This is a genomic window from Moraxella marmotae, assembly GCF_042219885.1.
Classification (GTDB): Bacteria; Pseudomonadota; Gammaproteobacteria; order Pseudomonadales; family Moraxellaceae; genus Moraxella; species Moraxella marmotae.
Window position 1 is genome coordinate 84,195 of the sequence record NZ_JBHJHR010000004.1, and the last position, 19,601, is coordinate 103,795.

General features: G+C 46.7%; 11 protein-coding genes. 6 read left to right on the forward strand and 5 right to left on the reverse strand.

Going from position 1 to position 19,601, the window contains the following annotated elements; translation table 11 throughout:
• Positions 1-3: 3 nt before the first annotated feature.
• The 4 genes from ACFBZI_RS11235 to ACFBZI_RS11250 are packed head-to-tail and all read right to left on the reverse strand — an operon-like array spanning position 4 to position 4,317.
• Positions 4-1,962: a TraB/TrbI/VirB10 family type IV secretion system protein gene (locus ACFBZI_RS11235; protein WP_375716458.1), complete on the reverse strand. Its 1,959-nt coding sequence runs from the start codon at positions 1,960-1,962 to the stop codon at positions 4-6.
• Between the two features lie 11 nt (positions 1,963-1,973).
• Positions 1,974-2,975, reverse strand: a complete 1,002-nt coding sequence (locus ACFBZI_RS11240; RefSeq protein ID WP_375716459.1) for a DotH/IcmK family type IV secretion protein — start codon at positions 2,973-2,975, stop codon at positions 1,974-1,976.
• Between the two features lie 17 nt (positions 2,976-2,992).
• Positions 2,993-3,943, reverse strand: a complete 951-nt coding sequence (locus ACFBZI_RS11245; protein ID WP_375716460.1) for a DotI/IcmL family type IV secretion protein — start codon at positions 3,941-3,943, stop codon at positions 2,993-2,995.
• Positions 3,944-3,966: 23 nt separating this feature from the next.
• Entirely contained in the window at positions 3,967-4,317 is a 351-nt protein-coding gene (locus tag ACFBZI_RS11250) for a hypothetical protein (protein WP_375716461.1), read from the reverse strand.
• A 92-nt stretch (positions 4,318-4,409) separates the two neighbouring features.
• Between ACFBZI_RS11250 and ACFBZI_RS11255 the strand changes: the two genes are divergently transcribed.
• From ACFBZI_RS11255 to ACFBZI_RS11275, 5 genes are all read left to right on the forward strand, one after another.
• Positions 4,410-5,852, forward strand: coding sequence for a site-specific integrase (locus tag ACFBZI_RS11255; protein WP_375716462.1), 1,443 nt, complete (start codon positions 4,410-4,412; stop codon positions 5,850-5,852).
• A gap of 191 nt (positions 5,853-6,043) precedes the next feature.
• Positions 6,044-6,292: a hypothetical protein gene (locus tag ACFBZI_RS11260; protein WP_375716463.1), complete on the forward strand. Its 249-nt coding sequence runs from the start codon at positions 6,044-6,046 to the stop codon at positions 6,290-6,292.
• A gap of 32 nt (positions 6,293-6,324) precedes the next feature.
• Positions 6,325-10,410, forward strand: coding sequence for a YadA-like family protein (locus tag ACFBZI_RS11265; protein ID WP_375716464.1), 4,086 nt, complete (start codon positions 6,325-6,327; stop codon positions 10,408-10,410).
• Between the two features lie 74 nt (positions 10,411-10,484).
• Positions 10,485-11,399, forward strand: coding sequence for an OmpA family protein (locus ACFBZI_RS11270; protein WP_375716465.1), 915 nt, complete (start codon positions 10,485-10,487; stop codon positions 11,397-11,399).
• A gap of 107 nt (positions 11,400-11,506) precedes the next feature.
• The gene (locus ACFBZI_RS11275; protein WP_375716466.1) at positions 11,507-12,457 is read left to right on the forward strand and encodes a DNA cytosine methyltransferase; all 951 of its coding nucleotides are present in this window, start codon (positions 11,507-11,509) and stop codon (positions 12,455-12,457) included.
• Between the two features lie 52 nt (positions 12,458-12,509).
• On the opposite strand, the gene ACFBZI_RS11280 is transcribed toward ACFBZI_RS11275, so the two are convergent.
• A complete protein-coding gene (locus tag ACFBZI_RS11280; RefSeq protein WP_375716467.1) occupies positions 12,510-16,187 on the reverse strand; it encodes a primase/helicase family protein in 3,678 nt (1,225 codons plus the stop codon).
• 131 nt (positions 16,188-16,318) lie between these two features.
• Between ACFBZI_RS11280 and ACFBZI_RS11285 the strand changes: the two genes are divergently transcribed.
• The gene (locus ACFBZI_RS11285; protein WP_375716468.1) at positions 16,319-19,600 is read left to right on the forward strand and encodes a hypothetical protein; all 3,282 of its coding nucleotides are present in this window, start codon (positions 16,319-16,321) and stop codon (positions 19,598-19,600) included.
• Position 19,601: the final 1 nt, after the last annotated feature.

Below are 19,601 nucleotides of genomic sequence, written 5' to 3' on the forward strand. Positions count from 1 at the left end.
TTTTTAGAATAGAGTTGAAGTGGTTTGGTTGGTGTCCCAGTCGTTCAAAAGACGCATATTGAGCACCTGACCTGCTGGAATGATAAAGGTTGGTGCACGGTTGCCCAGATGGGCGGTGTCTTGTTGAATGCGGTTAGAGAAGTCACGGGCGATGTTGGCCTCAAGCTCACGGCGAGTGGCTTTGCCGTCTGAATGGGTAACTACCGAACCATCAGAGCGTTCAATGGTGGTCTGGGTGCGGCCATCAGCGTAAGCGTCTCCATACCCTTTAAGAATCGAAGTGGCGGCGGCAAAGGCATAGTTTTGCGCATAATGGCGTTTGGCTTGCCCAATGGCTGGGTTGGTTGAGCCGATGTTTTCCGCCTTAGCACGCACGGTTAAGATTGGCAGTTTTGGATTTGGGCGTTGCACAGACTCGAACATCACGCCAACATTACGTCCTTGCTGAACCATTTGACCATAGACAGTTGAGCCTGCAAATGGGCCGTTGATAATGCGTGCCTCGACGCTGTTACCATGGTCTGAGTTAGCAGTACGCATGACCACCACTTGATAGGTTGTGCCTGCACGGATAATATGGTTAGGCAGTGGCTGAGTACCAGCACCTGGTGCAGTGCCATTGTTTTGGGCATTGGCACCGTTTGAACCGCTATTTTGGGGGTTTGAAGCAGGCTGCTCAGTAAATGACCCTTGAGCTGCAGGCGTGGCTGGTGTGCCGCCACTATCACTGGCTGATGACGCCTCACGCTTTTTCGAGATCGGTTGAGTACCAAAGCCAGCACTTGGGGTTTGTAGGCTAGCAATGCGTGCCAAAGTGGTTTGCATGACTTGGGCGGCTTGTTGTTGGCGTTGTTGTGCCAAAGTTTGTTGCTGTGCTTGATAAGCGGCTTTTTGCTCTGCCTCTGCCACTTCACGAGCGTATTTGTTTTGCTGATAAGTGCCAATGCTGGCTGAGATCTGCTCACTGTAATTGGCGATGTCTGGGTCAGATTGCACATCGTAAGGCACGGCAGCACTGAAATCACCGCCACCGCCACCACCTGAGGCACCACCATCACCACTGCTACCACCACCGCTATAACCGCCACTGCCGCCATCATAACTGGCGTTGGCTAGGGTGTTTGGCGGGGTTTGCTCACTTGTATAAGCACTGGTGCTGGCACGAGGTGACAGAGCAGAAGTGCCTGAAACAACTACCCATTCTGTTTTTTGTGGATCTAGGGTGTCGATGTAATACACTTCTTTGGTGTTTTCATTTTGCACACGCTCAAAACGAGATGAACCATTGACCATGCGGCCTTGGGCGGTGTAAATCACATCGCCATTGCTATCACGCTGCATGATACTGCCCCGCTCACTGGGTACAGTGGCGGTTGGGTCTTCGCCTGCAACGGTTGGTACGAACAACACAGCGGCGTTGGTTTCACCTGAGTTGGCTTGGGCGGCTGCTGCCTCACGCTGTCTTTGAGCTAGGTATTCGGCCTGTTCAGCGTTTAGGTCATCGCTTGAATCGACACCTGTGGAGATGGAGGCGACACCGTCCCGGCCCTCAATGCCTGCCACTTGTTGGCTCTCGCCACCGCTTAGGGTAAAGTAACTGAAGATACCCACACCCACGGCACTGGCAACAGCAGCGGCACGCACCCAAGGAATACCCATGGCGGTTTGCACTTTGTCTTTTAAGTCTTTGGCGTCTTCACCAACTTCTTCTTCACTTCTGATACTGTCGATGGCGTCTGTGACGGTGGTTTTGTCTTCAAACTTTGAGGCTAGGATACTGGGCTTGCCGATGGTGGTTTCATTGGTGGTTTTGTCAGTTTTTGCGACTTCTGGGGTGTCTGAATTTTTGGCGACACCTGCGTCAGCCTGCCCACCGAGTTTTAAACTGAACTTATCTTCAGAGATTGTTCCGCCTTGATTACTTAACATATCAAATCCTGGTTGTAAAATTGCAGCTGTCATCTTGATACTCCTTAGTGGTTGTAATACAGATATGGCTGCTTTTCAAAAGAAATGGTAACAGGCTGACCGCCGCGCTGAGTCATGGTGATGACACTGTTGCCTGCGTCATTGACACCATTGTCAAAGCGGTAAACATGCACGCCCTCTGATGAGCTGGCTTTGCCTTGATAGCTTGGGTATAAAATGTCGTATCGAGTTTTGACATACAAAGCGTCATTAACCAACCAACCTTGTGCGTCAGGACTGCTGGACACCAAACGCTCTGCTGTTGAGCTGATTGTGCCATCTAAAAAGTGCAACATCGTGTCATCAATGTTCGAGATGGCGGTATGCGGGGTTACTGGACCCACACGCTCGCCTAAGCGTTCAACGGCATTGGGTGACATGCCAGGCACACGGGCGTCCACTCGCAAATCCACTTCAGGTTGCCCTGCGGTCAATAAGAAAATTACAGGAATGGCTTTGTCTCGCAGTGTCACCGACATGTTAGACCAGCTGATCGATTCGGTTGGCTCAAGGGTGATGATGTTGGTTTCGCCATTTTCATCAGTGCTGGTGTGATTGACAAACTGTTGTTGATTGACCACCACTTTTTCAACTGGCCATGGGTTGCCGTCATTATCAGTTACCACAATGCTAGTCACCATGTTTTTTGATAGGCGAACAATGGGCGGTGCCTCCCCTGGTGCCAGATTGACCGCCATTGAACGCACCACAGGGCGTGGAATGTCCACATAAGGAGACGCTGTGGCACGGGCAATGTCTAAGCCGTTCTTTTTAATCCACTCGATTTGATCGGGGGTTGGCTGGGCGTTGATGTACTCTTGCACCACATTTTGTATGGCATATGGCAAAGATGGCACAATATCTTGTTGGATATTGCTAGGAGCGGCAGCAATGACAGGACTTTGCCCTGTCATGTTCAAAGTGTTGGGCGGTGGCGTGTTCGCCCCTGCGGTGGTGCTTGCCAACACGCTGGCAAGCAGGCTCAAACTCAGTAGTTTACGCGTCATACGTACTTCCTTTTTTATCAGTTAGAGGTATCAGGAACCATGGCGACTGCAAGAATGCCCAGTCCTGTTGGGTTAGCGGCACTTGCCGTGTCTGCACGCAAGCGAACAGTGACAAGATGTCTTTGGGTTTCTTTTGGGGTTGTTGAACCAGAGTACACATCAATGACCATTGGGAAACGCACAACCCAGTAAGGTTTGCCGTCTGAGGTCAAGCCTTTTTCTTCAATGCGTGGGGCGTTGCGTGTGCTGGCTCGCAATGTCAAAGCACGGTTTGACAAGGTGTCTAAAATGCCAGACGCTTGGAAAGCTGCCACTTGGTCCACTCGTCCCTGTGAGGTGAAGTAGCGGGTCATGGTCTGTTCAATTTGGGTTGGGTAGTTGATGTAGTCAATGGTGTACAGCGTTGAGACAGCGTTTTTGGCAAATTCAGTAATGGTGCTGTCGGTGATGTTTGGGTTGTCTTGTGGATTGACGCTACAAACAGCGGTATTGTCCATGGTGGCAATATAGGTGCGTTTTGGGTAGTAGCTGAATGCCGTGAGCATGGCTACCAACAAAATACACAACAAGCAAGTGACCAGCATTGCCATCAGCTTGGCTTTGTTGGCTTGCTTGATTTGCACTTCTAAGTGGGCTTTTTCACGAATGGCAGCTTCTAAGCCTTGATTCATGGCAAACATCTCAGCATCACGGTCGCTAAAACCCTCACCGCTTTCTGATTTGGCAGCAGACAAGTTCTCAAAACTTGGGTTGTGGTTGGCATAAAACTCATGGTCATAGCCAGGCACTTGGTAGTGAAGAATCTCATCTTCATCTTCTTCTGCCAGATTGACTTTAACTGCCGATAAGCGGTCGGCGTCCATGGGATTACCGCCCCGCTCTTTAAACTCGTAGCTGGAATCCTCGACTTGTTCTGTGACTTCGTCATCAGTATCGGCAGGATTATTGGTTGGTTTATTTTCACTCACAATGTCATACCTTTCTTTTGTGGTTATTGGGGCGGTTGCCAAGGTTTGACCACGCCTGTTTCATCAATCATGCAGTACAGGTTGGTGCCGTCATAGATGACTGTGGTTTCGTAGTTCACACCTAAGATTAAGTAAAGCACACCGATAAAAACCAACATCGCCAAAGCAATGTTTATCCAAAAAAACACAGTTTGGATTTTAGAAGAAAGCTCCAAGTACTGTCTTTTTGCTTTGAAATAGTAGCGGTTGGGGTCAATCGGGTGCCGCCAGTTACTTACTTTTTGATCTTCGCCAAAATCTTCTTCGGGGATATAAATGTATTTATCCCCGAGATCTTTTGCGGCATTTTGTTTGTTCTTGCCAAAACCAAACATGTTGGGACCTTAGTTTGCTGTTTTAGGATAGAAAAAATATTTAATCTATCCTATAATGTATAATTTAGATATTTTAAATAAATGGCTATTTTATGTCAAGTGCTAGTAACAAAAGCCTGCAAATTGCCAAAAAAATCGCCAAGACGGTGCGAGAAGTCACCTATGACAAACGCTCGCAAGTGGCGTCGCTGGATTATGAGCGGGTACTTGCTGATACCACAGATAAAACCAAGGCGGCTTATCTTGCTCGCTTTAAGGGGGCGTGGGCGAGTAAAACCCGTGCAGGCGTGCCGCCAAGCTTGGTGTTTAACGCCTTGATTGCGGATTTGGTGGACAAGAGAGCGGCAGGCGAGCTTAAACACGCCAGTTTGCGTCAATACCGTGCGGCATTTCAGTATGTGCTGGCTTTGCTATCGCAGATACACCAAACCAAAGGTGAGACTGGGGGTTTTGGCGATGATTTTTTAGGACAGATTGCCCCCTACTACAACCTTGCTCAGATTGATATTTTAAGTGGTCGCTTGTTGGCGATTGGCGGGGAGAATAGCGATGAGCTGCGACAGCGAGAGCAACAAGCCCACCGATTGAACCAAACCAGCACCAAAAAACGCAAGGATTTTCCTTTAGCGATTGCCGAGCTTTTGCAGGCAGACACCCTGCCCAGTCGCCAACTGTTGCGAGATTTTATTGAGATTAATATGATTTTTGGCTTGCGTCCTGTGGAGTGGTTTTCTGCCAAGTTGCAGGTGGTTGATGGTCAATTGCAAGCCACGCCTGCTGGCTTGGGCGATGCACCGCTGACTGATGAGTTTGCCCAAGCGGTGTTGTCGAGCTTGGCGTTAGATTTGAAGGGGTACGGCCTGCCCTACGCCTTGATTGTCAATAATGCCAAAAACACCCATGGACGAGCTTGTGGTGCGGTGCGAACTTTGTATTTTGATTTGCCTAAGGATAAGCTCGATGCGCTTAAACGGGTATTGGTTGGCTTTGAGTCGGTGGAGATTGGTGGAGAAAAGCAGTTTTTGGAGAACTTGGGTAAATCGCTGAAACGGTTTATCAAAAACCACGCCTGCCAGAAGCTATTGCGTTCAGATTATAAAAAACGCCTGCGGGAGTACAACAAGCGGGTGAATCAGGCTAAAGAAAAAGGTAAGCAAGTGAATGCCCTGCCCCCTGTTTATACCGAGCCGACTTTGTACAGCACTCGCCATCAAGCCATTGCCAATGCCAAGGTTGCAGGTTTACACCCTGTTTGCATTGCCGCCTTGTTTGGTCATGTATCGGTGATTACTGCCGATCGCCATTATGCACACAGTAGCAGAGGTGTGGGCGGATTTGGGTTGGCGCCTGATGTTGTGAACGTGCTTGAGGTGATCAATGAGATGACAGCCAGTCAGTTGTTGGCAGTGGCACCACAAGTGGTTGCTGAAAAGGAGGCACAGTTGGCGGTGGCTGAGAAAGAAAAAGCGGTGACAAAAAGACTCACGCCCAAAGCAAGCGAACCTGATTTGGGCGTGAGTTTTGGCTCATTATAGGAGTGTGTATCATGACTAAAGGTAAACAAAGCAGACAGCAGGAAAGAAAGAAAACCCACAATCTGCCTTGCTTACGGTGCTAATAATAGCAAATTGAAAATTAAAGGTCAATAGTTTTGTGAAAAAATAATTGACAAAATATTTTAGATAAAATAACATATAGTTTCAAACTTTTATCAAAGGTGACACCTGTGCAAAAATTACTCGAAGAAAGAGCCCGCCTTGAACAAAGAACGGTCGAAATTGATGCCAAAATTGCCCAGCTTAAACAAGCTGGTATGTGTTTGTTTTTTGAACGGATACAAGCTGAAGCAAAAACCGACGAGAATACGCGTCAAATATTGCTTAAGTTTTTAAGCAAGGCAGAAGAATCCACCAAAGATAAAGATATTAAAGGGTTTTTCGAGAAAGTTCGTGCTGAGGTGAACGGCTCTTCTTGATTGCCTTTGTTCTTTTTAAAAGGTAATAATTCATGAATAAAATCTTTAAAACCAAGCGTAATGCCTTGGGGCAATCTGTTGTCTGCTCGGAAATCGCTAAAAGTCATGGCAAAGGTTTTAAACTCACCGTGAGCGCATTGGCTGTGGCTGGTGCAATGTGGGGGGGGGTAGTGCAAGCAGCTGTTACAAGTGAGACAACTCAAACAACAAGCCCTGCTTATTTTAATATCAATAAAGGGGAAAGACTCTCAGAGGTTACCTTGGGTGCGGGTGAAGATGATGCACGAAACGGTTCTTTTGGTGTAAGAGTTGCTAAAGATTACGGTTATACAATTGTAGATAATAAAACTGCAAATGGGGCAAAAGAAAAAGCAACTCTAGCAGTAGGTGCTTACGCCAACGCTGTTTCTCAGGGTGGTATTGCTATCGGTAATTTTGCACAAGCTGGCAGAGATAACGGTAAAAAAGGATCTTCTCAAGCAGGCAGAGGCGCAATTGCTATTGGTTATGGTGCCGAAGCTCGTGGTGAAGAATCTCTCGCCATTGGCGGTTCAAACCATGATGCAGGCCTTGCAGCAAAAGCATTGGGTGAACAATCTATGGCTATCGGACCCAATACGATCGCCCGCGGTCATTCATCTATCGCTATCGGTAATGATGACATTTTTGAGGCATATGCACAACCTCTTTCAACAAATTCAAGTCTAAATATCACTCGTCCAAATAGCTCAAATTATGTAATTACAGCAGGTAAAATTGATGAAACTCCTGTGACTGTTGGCGATCTTTTTGAGGCTCTAACAGGGACAACTAAAAAGGACAACGTAGAATATGCTTCTACAGAAACAAGCCACGCCGCTGTAGCACTGGGTGTGGGTTCAAACGCTCTAGGTGAATTATCCACCGCTTTTGGTACGAAAGCGCAAGTCACAACGGGAAGCCTAGCAGGCGTAGCCCTTGGCGTAGGTTCAAGAGTTGATATTGCCAACGGCGTTGCCATCGGTGCAGCTGCCAACACATACAAACGCGGCACTAAAGAAGTCTCCCACGCAATCCATGGCACAACCTACACTTTTGCTGGTGGTCAAAACACTGACGCAGGCGATGTTGTTTCATTCGGTGCAGAAAATTACGAACGACAACTTAAAAATGTGGCTGCTGGTCAAATCGCCAAAAATTCAACTGACGCTGTCAATGGTTCGCAGTTATACGCTGTCTTAGATGGTGTCAAGAAAATCAGATATTTGTCGGTAAACTCAACCATTGGTTCAGAACACCTATTGACCGATGCTGATGCAATCTATGACACAGACTCAGATGAAGTTAAAGCGCAAAAACGTGAGGTGGTTAAGCAAAAGCTTATCAAACAGACACAAAGCAATATTGATAACAAAGGCGCACTAGGCAACAACTCTATTGCCATTGGCCCTAATGCCAGAACAACAGGCTCATTGATTGTTGGTGATAACGCTGATTTCCTAAAATTGGAAAAATCATCTGTCCTATTCACCGATGGTGGCGATGTAGCAGACAACGCCGTAGCACTGGGTGCTAATACCACTGTAAGCAAGACAGACGGTACAGCGGTTGGCTCATCTGCCAATGTGACTGTTGCTGGCGGTGTGGCACTGGGTAGCAACTCTGTGGCAAGCGTTGATAAATCCGTCGTGGGTGCAACACCTTTTGATGATGGTCGTACCAATAAATACACAGGTTTGACTGGCAACGCCCTAACCTCAACTTTGGCTGCAGTGTCTATCGGTAACGGTGCAACCATCACTCGTCAAATCACAGGCCTTGCTGCTGGTACTAATGACACAGATGCCGTGAACGTGGCACAGCTAAAATCTGTGAACTTAAAAATCGCTGGCAATACAGGCAAAGGCGATGTTCGTCTAACTGACCAAACCTTAGCGATTGAGGGCAACGCTGCATTTATCGTCTCAAAAGCAGAGGGTAATAAAGTCACCTTTGATTTGAGTGATGATGTTAAGGCAAAACTGAACAAGCCAGACAGCCCAAGCAACCCTGTTGAAGAAACTGTTGTCGCTAAAGACGGTGAGAAAAATATTACTGTTGCCACCAAAGCTGTCAAAAACGCCACTGGTGGCAATGAATTTGAAGTTGGCTTGAATAAAGATGTGGATTTGACAGCAGACGGCAGTTTAAAAGTCGGTCCTGTTACTATCAATAAAGACGGCATTAAGGCAGGCGACAAGAAAATCACCAATGTGGCAGCGGGCGAAATCAATGCTGACTCAACCGACGCAGTAAACGGTTCGCAACTATACGCCTTAGAAAACCGCTTGAAAAATGCCGCCGCTCTTGACATCTCAGACCAACTTGGCGACATCGCAGAAACCGAAGTTGTGGCAGGCGACAACATCACCGTTACCAGCAACACCGAGGGCAACAAGACCACCTACACAGTCAGTGGCCCTACTCTCACAGGTGGTAAAAATGTGAGCATTGATAACAAAAAAGACCCTGCCACTGGCAAGGTAACTTCTACCATCAATGTTGATGTCCCAGACGAAGTAGAAGTCGTTGCAGGCGATAATATCAATGTCTCTTCCGCCTCAAAAGACGGCAAAACCACCTTTACGGTCAGTGGTCCAAGCTTTGTTGGCGGTAAAAATGTCACTATCAACAACCAAAAAGACCCAACCACAGGTAAAGTGACCTCAACCATTGATGTTGATGTACCAAAAACGGTTGATTTGGTGGCAGGCGAGAACATCAAAATCAAAGCCGACACCAAAGGCGATGTAACCACCTACACCATCTCAGCTACGGTGCAAGCCACAGGCGGTGACGGTTCAGCCTCTGTTTCTAATGGCAGTGATTATGTGACTGTCAAAGCAGGCGAACCTGACGCTAACGGTGTGATTGATTATGCTGTGGATTTGTCTGATAAAGCCAAATCGCAGCTGGCTAAAGAAGAGTCTATCAGCGCCCTATCAGATGCTGTTGAAGTCAAACAAGACAAGCTAAACAGCACTGGCGGTAAAAACTTTGGTGTTGATTTGTCAGCCAAAACCAAGGCCGAAATTGCCAAGAAAACATCGGTTGGTGCAGGCGACGGTGTTACCGTGACCATGGGTGGCAAGAACGCCACTGGCGGTGATATTTACAATGTCGCCCTATCAGACGCCACCAAAAAACAGCTTGCCAAAGAAGAATCTGTCAAAGCAGGTTCAGACACTGTGGTTGTTGCGCAAGACAGCGTGAACAGCACAGGTGGCAAAGAGTTTAGCGTGGACCTTTCAGACGCCACTAAAGCACAAATCGCTAAAGAAACCACCGCTAAGGCGGGTTCTGATGCCGTGGTTGTACAAGAAAACACCAACTCAACAGGTGGTAAAGAGTACACCCTTGACCTATCAGACACCGCCAAAGCTCGGATTGCTAAAGAAGAGTCTGTATCGGCTGGCTCAACTTCAGTTGTGGTTAAACAAAGCATGACTAACAGCACTGGCGGCAAGGATTTTGCGGTGGATTTGGCAGACGTTGTTAAAAAGCAAATTGCCAAGGAAGAGTCTGTCAAAGCAGGTTCTAGCAATGTCAAAGTGGTTAAAGACGGTGTGAACGCTACTGGTGGTGATAACTACACCGTTGATGTCGCCAACAACCTAGACTTGGGCGATCAAGGCTCGGTGCAAACTGGTGATGTCATGCTTAGCAATGGTGGTCTAACCATCAATAATGGCCCAGCAGTGACCAATATGGGTATCAATGCAGGCGATATGAAAGTTACCCATGTGGCAGCAGGCGAGATTAGTCCAAGCTCAACCGATGCTGTCAATGGCTCACAGCTACAAGCGGCTTACAACTACATTGGTGACAATGTCAACCACTTGCATGGCCGCATTAACGACTTGGATAACGACTTCCGTGCTGCGATGGCTGGTGCGCACGCAGCTGCTTCATTACCTGAAGTGCGCGGTCTTGGTAAGTCTCGTGTGTCTATCGGTCTTGGTCAATATCGTAACCAAAGTGCGGTGGCGGTTGGCTACTCTCGCTTAAGCGATAACGGCAAATATGCCCTAAAAGCCCACATCAGTAGCGATACCCAGAAAAACTTCGGTGGTGGTATCGGTCTGGGTTACGAATGGTAAGCCACCCTTTCACGGGCTGAATAGTCGGCCCGTGATTTTCACCGATTACTACCGATTAATAAGGAGAAAATTTTATGAAATTTAAATTACTTATGCTTGCCGCAGCTACCACTGTTGCCATGACAGGCTGTGCAACCACCAAACAAGTGGCACACGATGGCGTTGATGCGGTTAAACACTCTAAAATTGCCCATGTGTTCAAGTCTGATAAGTCTGATGACAATATCAAGTTCCCTGATATTAAAAAATCAACCTTTTCACCGCGTGGACAAACTCAAGGCTCATGGCCGAACTGGTCAAACATTGCCCAGATTGAACACGGCATGTCAAAAGACCAGATTTATAACCTGATTGAGCGTCCGCATTTTACAGAGGGCTTGTACCATGTTCATGAGTGGGACTATGTGTTCAACTACCGTGAGGGTAATGACATCAAGCAATGCCAATACAAACTGACCTTTGATAAGCAGTATCATGTTAAGGGTATGTACTGGAAAGATCCTGAATGTGCTGACCACTTGGTACAAGCAACTGCCCCACAAACCCCACCGCCAGTGATTCAAAACATCTACAACACGGTGCAACAAGAAAACGCTAAGCTGGTGGACACCATTGTGCTTGAGGCAGATACCCTATTCGCCTTTGACAAAGCGTCTGTTAGCGATATGTTACCTGGTGGTCGTGAGAAATTACGCCAAGTGGCTGAGGTCATCAAGCACCTTGAAAGCGACGGTCGTGTCATTGCTTACATCGTCGGTCATACTGACCGCTTTGGTGATGACGCTTACAACCTAACCTTGTCTCAACAGCGTGCCAGCACCGTATTGGGCTATTTGTTGTCTCAAGGTGTCAAGCCAATCAGCTTAAATGCAGTTGGTGCTGGTGAGATGATGCCTGTGAAGTTCTGTACCGACGGCACTCGTGAGCAACAAATCGCTTGCTTGCAGCCAAACCGTCGTGTGGAAATCATGATCTACAAACTTGGCTAAGTCATTGTCTTGTGCTAATTGAAAGAACAAAAGTCGGAGTTGATGGTCCGACTTTTTGTTTAGTTGCTGATTTTAAATTTTTTTTTAAATAAACTAGGTTACATATCATGAAATGTGCTTCATTTTTTGCTGGCGTTGGTGGCATTGATTTGGGTTTTGAACAAGCTGGATTTCCAACCGTTTACGCCAATGAGCTTGACGCCAAAGCTGTTGAAACTTTTAGGTTAAACCATCCACATATCCAAATGGATCACCGCTCAATCACAGAAGTCGATGTTAGTGAAATTCCAGATTTTGACATCATGTTGGCAGGTTTTCCATGCCAAGCTTTTAGCATTGCAGGACATAGAAAAGGTTTTGACGATAAAGGGCGTGGCGATTTATTTTTTGAATTAGAACGCATATTTTTGGCAAAAAAACCAAAGATTATCTTTTTGGAAAATGTCAAAAACTTGGTTGGACATGACAATGGCAGAACTTTTGAAGTTATCAAAAAATCTTTGACTGGCGCAGGTTATCACATCAAGCACCAGGTTTTAAATGCCAGTGAATATGGCAATATTCCACAAAATCGTGAAAGAATTTACATTGTTTGCTTTTTAGATGAACAAACATATCATAACTTTTCATTTCCTGAAAAAACAGAATTGACAACAACAATTGCCGATATGCTTGAAGATGAAAGCACGATCGATAAAAAATTTTACTATACAGAAAAAACGCCATTCTATAATGAACTGGTTGAGCAGGTCAATGATGCCAGCACGCTGTATCAATGGCGGCGCAAATATATTCGTCAGAACAAAAGCAATGTTTGTCCAACTTTGACTGCCAACATGGGTACAGGTGGCCATAATGTGCCAATTTTAAACCCACAAGGCAAAAAAGGCGGTGCCCGAAAATTGACACCACGCGAATGCTTTAATTTTCAAGGTTATCCTAAGGATTTTAAACTACCTGATTTTGCCAGCACTGCCAGTCTATATAAGCAAGCTGGTAACAGTGTGGTGGTGCCTGTGATCAAAGCTATTGCTGATAACATTAAAAAAGCACTTTGATTTTGGACTGACTTGATGAGACCGACATCAATGTCGGTCTCATAGCATAAAATCAACGGCTCAAACCAACGCTATCAGCTTGCGTTACTTGGCGTTCGGCTCGCTCATATTCCCGCTGCTCGTTGGCAGGCATAGCACTTCTATCTCTATCCTGATGCAAGTCGTCAAGCTGTCTGGCGTGCATTTGCTGCTCTTTGTCGTATTTTTCTTTTAAAGATTTGTCATCAACGCCCATAAACATATTGGAGAAGGTGTTAACTTGTCTTACCGTACTCCGATCAGCACCAATATCAACGCCTTTCAGCTTGGACATCGCCACATCAGCAGAGTCATATACCAATTGGTTTCTTTCAACCACTTGGTGGGCAAGCACCCGCTGGCAAACCGCCAAATCTACTCTGTTTGACGCTTTTTCCATCTCGGCATGGGGACTCATGCTCAAAAGCATATCGGCACGCACATCGGACTCTTTGGTGTCCACTCGTACGGTCTTGCCATCGACATTCTCGACAATCTCATAATTGGGTGCTAGGTGCGAGTGCTTACTTTGGACAACCAACCCCCGTTCAAACAAGTCTTTTGTCGTACCTTTATACGCCTCTTTGACATTGTCAACACGTTTACCAACACCCAACTCGCCTGCCTCGCGCACCTTTTTTTCTTCTTGGGCAACACGATCAACAGCACTTAACACCTGTTTGGCGTAGTCTCGGTGTTCTTGCATGGCTGGGTTGGCACTAGAAGCTTTATCAAGCGCCGCATTGATGGAGATTGACAAGCTGTTATCGATCGGACCTGGTTTACTACCACTGCCTGTAAACAGGTTATTCAAAGCAACCACAGACGCAACTTCATAGCCTAAATTCTCTTTGCTTTGTGCTTTTTCAGAGGTATCACCATTTTGCTGTTGATGAACGGCAGAGAGCAACGATCTAAATCCCAACTCCCCTTTTGACTCCATCACTGCCACTGCTGTTTGGTTTTTGGCGATGTTTTTTAATGCCTCGTGGTGGGCGGGTAACAAACCTGCCATGTTCGCCATTTTATTACTGGCCACAGAAGACTCGCCAAGCATGGTCTGCATAAAAGGCAACACCTGCACGGCGGTTTTATTTTCACCACCCATTTTCATAAAGGTGTTAAAACTGGCGTCTTTTTGGGCGGCATTGTGCAGCATTTCTTCCATTTTCACAGAAGAGTTTTGCACCGCATTGCTCAGAGAAAAACTGGCAACCGATTTGGAGATAAAGGCATCTTTAATGACTTGGTGCTTAGCAGGGGCGGCATCAGCTGCACCTCGTGCCACATACGCATAGTTAGCCACCAAAACAATCGGATTGTGCTTGGCTGCCTCTTGTAAGCCCAGTTTTTTGGCCTCGGCATCGTTTAAACCTTGCACAGCATCACCCAGACTGCGTTTGCCTGCACTGATGGCATGGTCACGTACAGCGTCAATCAAATCTGAAGCAAGCTTGGCATGGGGGTTAGTTTCTCGCTCTTGTTTGCTCACCACACCTTTGGCAAACAAAGCAATCACCGAGCTGGCATGGTCTTGCTGTGAACGCATTTGTAAAATCGAAGTTGGACCGTCTTTATCCAGCAAGCGTAAACCCAGTGCCGCGGTTTGTGGTTGGGTTAGGCTTTGTCTTGCCTGCTCGTTTAATGCCTGTTCGCTGGCGTCCACAGGCTTGGCATGGCGAACACGAGAGCTAGACCGCTTGTTGGCTTGTTCAAACTCACGCAGCGGGTTAATGGCTGTTTTTGGAGCCACCACGCCTGCCGACAGGTGCGAACCCTCTTGGGCTCTGCCTTGGATTTTTGCCATCTCAGCAACGGTAGGATTGATACTGCCATTCGCCACCCCCTCTTTAATCAACGCATTCACCCTGGTTTCAATCCAGTTGGCCGATCTTTCAGAGTAGATGGTGTTGATACGCTTAAACGCCATCTCTTGGTCCACACGCACCCGTTTATTATCGGTAGCGGTCAATAAAGCCTGCTGTTCAGACACCGCCACGCCTTTGGCGTAATTCATCAGTGCCTTGTGCATATCGTAGATGTCTGTTTTTTGTTTGACGCCTGTCTCTGGGTCAGCAATGCCAGGCGGTATTAACACCACGGTGTTTGGAAAACGATTCTCACCCAAAGCCAGCTTTTCAGTTTCTCGCTTGGCTGTATAAGCCTCCTCGACGCCTTTGTTTGCGTATTCACTAAACTTGGTCTCGGCACTTGGGTCTGGGTTGTCATTATCCGCAACCACTACCAACAACGCATTGGGGTATCTTTCACTGAGCTTTGGCACAACCTTAACCAAGTTGCCAGCATCAGCCGCCCCATAAAACGCCATCGTCGGTGCCTCAGGGTCTTCTTTGTCTGTTTTCACCCACGACTTGACCACAGCAACGTCCAAAAAGCTTTCTGCCACAAAAACCACCTTTGGGTCAGGTTCGTCATCGTTTGGCTCATCAACCACCGCGATTTTACCATTCTGACTGTGCGCTTTTAAAAATTTCTTATTAAAAGGTGAGTCCTCTTTGTCACCTGCACGAATGGCTTGTACCGTAACTTCATTAGGATCTTCAACATCTCGATAGACCACAAAAGTGTCTTTTGAGTTAAAAATAGTGTGTGCTGCCGCTTCTTGAACTTCTGTTTTTTCTTTATCGGTCAGTTCACGGTCTGAGTGCAGTGTTCTTGTTTTGGTCAGCCCCTCAATCTCCATCTGCATAAAGGCGTTTTGTAAAGAACTGCCTTGTTTGAGCAAAGACGGCACCACCAAAGTCCCATTGGCAAAAACCCCCTCTAACACATTTGTCAAATTGTCCCCTGGGCGGCCAACTTTGAGTTTTTGATCCAAATAAGAACCAAAACTGTTACGGGTGTTACTCTGCTGTGTTTGTACCCCTTGACTTTCAAGCAACTGGGCAAACTGGTCAGTACGTATGGCCTCCACCAAGCTCGAACCCCGCTCCCTGCCCGCCTCTGCCGTACGCTCAGAACGCTGACGCTGCCCCTCTTTGACACTCATGGCCAGCTGTTTCATCGCTCCTGGCTGATGATACGGAGAGCGGCTGATGTAATCCAAGGCTCTGTGGCAAGACTCGACAGAATACTCAACGGTTGGGTCTAAGCCAATAAAGGTTTTTCTAGGCGCATCTTGCGGAATGTTTTTGATGTCACGGACAACCAGGTCATCTGTAGTCAAGTTTCTTTCCTTGCCATCAGGGCCTTTTGCCTTGATCAAAGACTCCGCCAACAAGTTATTGGCAAGCCGATAATCCGCTTTATTCCAAGTACTGTGTTCTTTGCCAAAAGGCGATTCAATGGCATTCCAACCGTTATAACCGTGTTTCAGATAGCTTAATTTGGGGCCATTGTGGTTACGGTTTAGTATTTGATTACCCTGTTTGTCTTCGGTCAGATACAACGCCGTGTCAAACTTCATAAAATAACGCTGGTCGGTTTCTTTGCGGTGCTTAGCGTCTGTCACATAAGGCGTTTCCAAATTCTCCAAAGATAAAGTTGCACCGTTAGAAAGTATCAAACCATCTCGTTCAAAAGCCTCCTTTTGATAAACAGCTGGTGCTGCCTCCAACGGAATCCCTAAGCGACTGAAGTTTAAATCGGTATCTCGATAAGCCCCCAGTGCCTCAGCAACTTTTCTGGCCTCTTCATAGCTGGTGTTGCGATTGTAGCGTGGTTGAGAATTGCTGTTTTTATTGTAGGCCATGGCGATTCCTTGTGATAACTTGGGTTTGACTTTTTAACAGGTATATATTAAAATCTCTAATAAATATATTATAGCCATAGTAAAAAATTAAAGCAAGTGCACAGCCGTTGCCAGATAGTAAGGATTTACCCATGACCACTCAAAAAAACACAAATGACAACCAACAAGAAGTCAGCTATCAAGCATTCAGACCTATTGAAAATGCGGTGTGTATTGATGTGGTTGATGGCATTGATGAGCAAGGCAAAAAAACAGGACAAAAAGTTGGGATTTTTGCGGCACTTGGCGATGACAACAATGTGCGTATCCTTGTGGTGTCAGGTCAAAACTCAGACGGTAAAGACACCTTTGACGTACAGTTTCAAACGGTCATGGAACACACCACCCGCCAAGCCCTATCACAACTACTGGCTGAGGGTAAAAATGAGGGCAAAACAGCCAATGAGATTTTAAAAGAGCAGGCTGCGGCACACGAAAGAGGCGAAAAAAATACCAGTACCCTTGATAGATACCTCAAAGACAGCCCAGAGTTTAAGTCATTCACCAATGAACGCTTATTATCAGGGGTGATGGCCAACATGTTGGCTGGTGGTGCTACCTATGAGGGTGCAAACGAAAAGTACAAAAAAGAGACAAACACCCAGTTGTCTTTAGACCCCAATCTTATTGACCTTAAAGACCTGCACTTTAAAACATACAAAGAATTTCGTGATAAAGCCCAAGAGTTCATCGATAATGGCATAACTTTTGGCTCAGACAAGGCATTAAACAACATTCGCCCTGGTAGCGTGGTAACTTTAAGCGGTCTTAACCCAACAGGCAAACCTGCTGAACTGCTAACGGCCGACACCATCAAAGGCGAGCGCCATGCCACGGTGGAGAGTTATAACGCCACCTTTATCAGTGTCCATAAAAACCGCAACATCGTTGAAGAAAAGCCTGAAATGGCGACACTACTCAACGGTGACGGCGTAAACGGCCATTGGCGTAAAGTGGTTAACTTTAACATTCCAACAATTAAAACAAACTTGGCTAAAGGCCAGTTCCCAGGTTTATATGATGTCGGTGCTCCTCAAATTGCTGTAACTCAGCACTTGGTATTAACAGAGTCTAAGCAAAACTACTCGCCTGCACCAAGAACCGACACCGCCCCCAATAAAATCACTGCTGCTCAACGAGAAAAACACGCTGAGTTACTGCTTGGCGATGTACTACAAAGCATTGATGATGTTTCAAGCAAAGTCACTGATACTGCCAATGCCATGCGTGGCAAGCCCTCTGTGACTGTCAAATATTGGGGTTATTCAGAATCTGCCAAGTCCAAAAACCCAGACCACAACGGCTTTGACCTTGATGTGATTTTATCAGGCAAAACAGACGCCCACCCTGAGCATAACAAACTACAAATGCACCAGCAATTGGCGGATATTGTCAATCTGCGCACACCACACATCAAAGCCTATTTGGGTGAAATGCAGCTTGATGGGCAGAACATGCCACGTTTCCCTATGGCAAAACACACGGCAGCCCATAAAGACACCGACAAGCCAGTTGCCCCATCTAAAACAACTGTTCACCGTGCCATCAATGAGCAGATTCGCAGTGAAATGCGAGATCACGCCAAACAGATGAGAGATCTGCTTAAAAGCACTTTAAAAGGCGGCACTGCCGAGAGCGACGCCAAAAAACAACGCTTCTTGGAGTCCAATTTTGGTAAAACGCTGCTCCGCACTGGGGCGTTGGTGCAAAATAACACGGGTGAATACGCCGTCGCCGCACAAAGCCCAAACTTCTACAATGCGTTAAAAAACAATGCGGTGGATTTTTACCAATTTGCCAAAAATCAAGGCAAAGACCCAGAAAAAACGTTTAACGGGGCAAAGTTCTCCAACTTGTTGGCGCAAAGTGCCAATATCGAACACAAAGCCGCTTCAGAACTGGTGTTTTTTGCCAATGTGTTGCCTGCTTTGGCAAAAGGCTATGACCCAAATACAGGTCATGTGAACATTGGCAATCACAGCATTAAGATGGATTATGACCCACGGCAAGCTTTGGAGCGTAGAGAAACCCTTGCCAAAGATATGTCCATGCTAACCCGTGAACAACCTTGGCTGACCAATGAAAATGGTGAAAAATTCCGTGCCAGTATCTGGAAGCCCAACACCACCACAGCAATACCTGCCATGGCGGTCATCTCAGCAATGGCACAAGATCGCCCAGGTCCTGTGGAAAACCCTTATTACCGCTTATACCAAGGTATTGAAATTGCTGATACCGTGTTGTCAACAAGAGCCACTACCAACCTGTTGTCCAACCCAGGTGTGCCACTGACATCAAGCCGAGATGACATTCAAGCGGCCAACACTGCCCGCTGGGTGTTGCCTCGAGGTGCTGGACAAAAAGCAGTAAAAGAGATGGACAGTGTCAACACCAACGAGTTTGCCAAAACCGTTGTGGCTGCTGAAAAGTACAAAAACGACTCGATTGGCAGCTACGCTTTGGGTATGGTATCAAATACACAAAAAACCCAACACTCCACCTACTTCTCAATGGGTTATGAAAAAAATGAGCGTGGCGAACCTGAGATTGTCGGCAACTTTAACACCGCCAAAGCGATGATGGCAGCCACCACTTATAAGCAAATGCAAGACATTCGAGATTTGTCTGCTCCTTATCAAGGGGGGACTTCGGTCTCTGGCGGGGCAAAGTTTGGTAACTTATCCTTAGAGGGCAACGCTGCTGTGCCAAAAATCCTAAGCACCACAGGTGTCCGCTACCAAACTGAGCAAGAGGCGGCTTTTGCTGATGACAAATGGAACTACTACCCTGTGATTGCTAATAAGGTTGAAATGTTTGGCAGACCCCATGAAAAAGTTGAAATCAACCCAATCATCTCCGATAACCGAGAGGCGGTCAAACACATTCAAGAAATCAACCAAGCCAACAAACAGGTGATGGATTTTGCCAGTGAGCTTGTAAAAAAACACATCATGGCCCCATCAGCAGAGTCGGTCATCACCCAAGCGGTAACGCACGCTGCCATGAATAACACCAGAGTGGTCACAGTGCAAGAAAGCGCCGAATTTGAATTTAATCACAACAACCATAAGACACAAGCCATGCAAGAAGCCCACGCTAAGAGCAAAGACAACACACAAAGCAAAGACAATCATGACCCTGAATCTAAAGCTAAGAAGATTCATGCCCCTGATGGCGTGTTGTCAGATTCAGAAAAACAAAAAATCGCTGAAGAGGTGCGTAAAGCGTTGGCAACACCAAATGACGCTGATAACCTGTTCACCGAGGGCTTGGCCCCTGCCACGCGTTCGCATGGTGATAAATCTGCCAATAACACCCAAGCCAAAGCCCCACCTGCACCAAGTAGAGACGATGATTACAGCCCAGGAATGTAAG

Excerpts from the sequence above, each read along its gene's own strand:
- ACFBZI_RS11235 (WP_375716458.1), bottom strand. The coding sequence starts at position 1,962 with ATGACAGCTGCAATTTTACAACCAGGATTTGATATGTTAAGTAATCAA.
- ACFBZI_RS11240 (WP_375716459.1), bottom strand. The coding sequence starts at position 2,975 with ATGACGCGTAAACTACTGAGTTTGAGCCTGCTTGCCAGCGTGTTGGCA.
- ACFBZI_RS11250 (WP_375716461.1), bottom strand. The coding sequence starts at position 4,317 with ATGTTTGGTTTTGGCAAGAACAAACAAAATGCCGCAAAAGATCTCGGG.
- ACFBZI_RS11255 (WP_375716462.1), top strand. The coding sequence starts at position 4,410 with ATGTCAAGTGCTAGTAACAAAAGCCTGCAAATTGCCAAAAAAATCGCC.
- ACFBZI_RS11265 (WP_375716464.1), top strand. The coding sequence starts at position 6,325 with ATGAATAAAATCTTTAAAACCAAGCGTAATGCCTTGGGGCAATCTGTT.
- ACFBZI_RS11270 (WP_375716465.1), top strand. The coding sequence starts at position 10,485 with ATGAAATTTAAATTACTTATGCTTGCCGCAGCTACCACTGTTGCCATG.
- ACFBZI_RS11275 (WP_375716466.1), top strand. The coding sequence starts at position 11,507 with ATGAAATGTGCTTCATTTTTTGCTGGCGTTGGTGGCATTGATTTGGGT.
- ACFBZI_RS11280 (WP_375716467.1), bottom strand. The coding sequence starts at position 16,187 with ATGGCCTACAATAAAAACAGCAATTCTCAACCACGCTACAATCGCAAC.
- ACFBZI_RS11285 (WP_375716468.1), top strand. The coding sequence starts at position 16,319 with ATGACCACTCAAAAAAACACAAATGACAACCAACAAGAAGTCAGCTAT.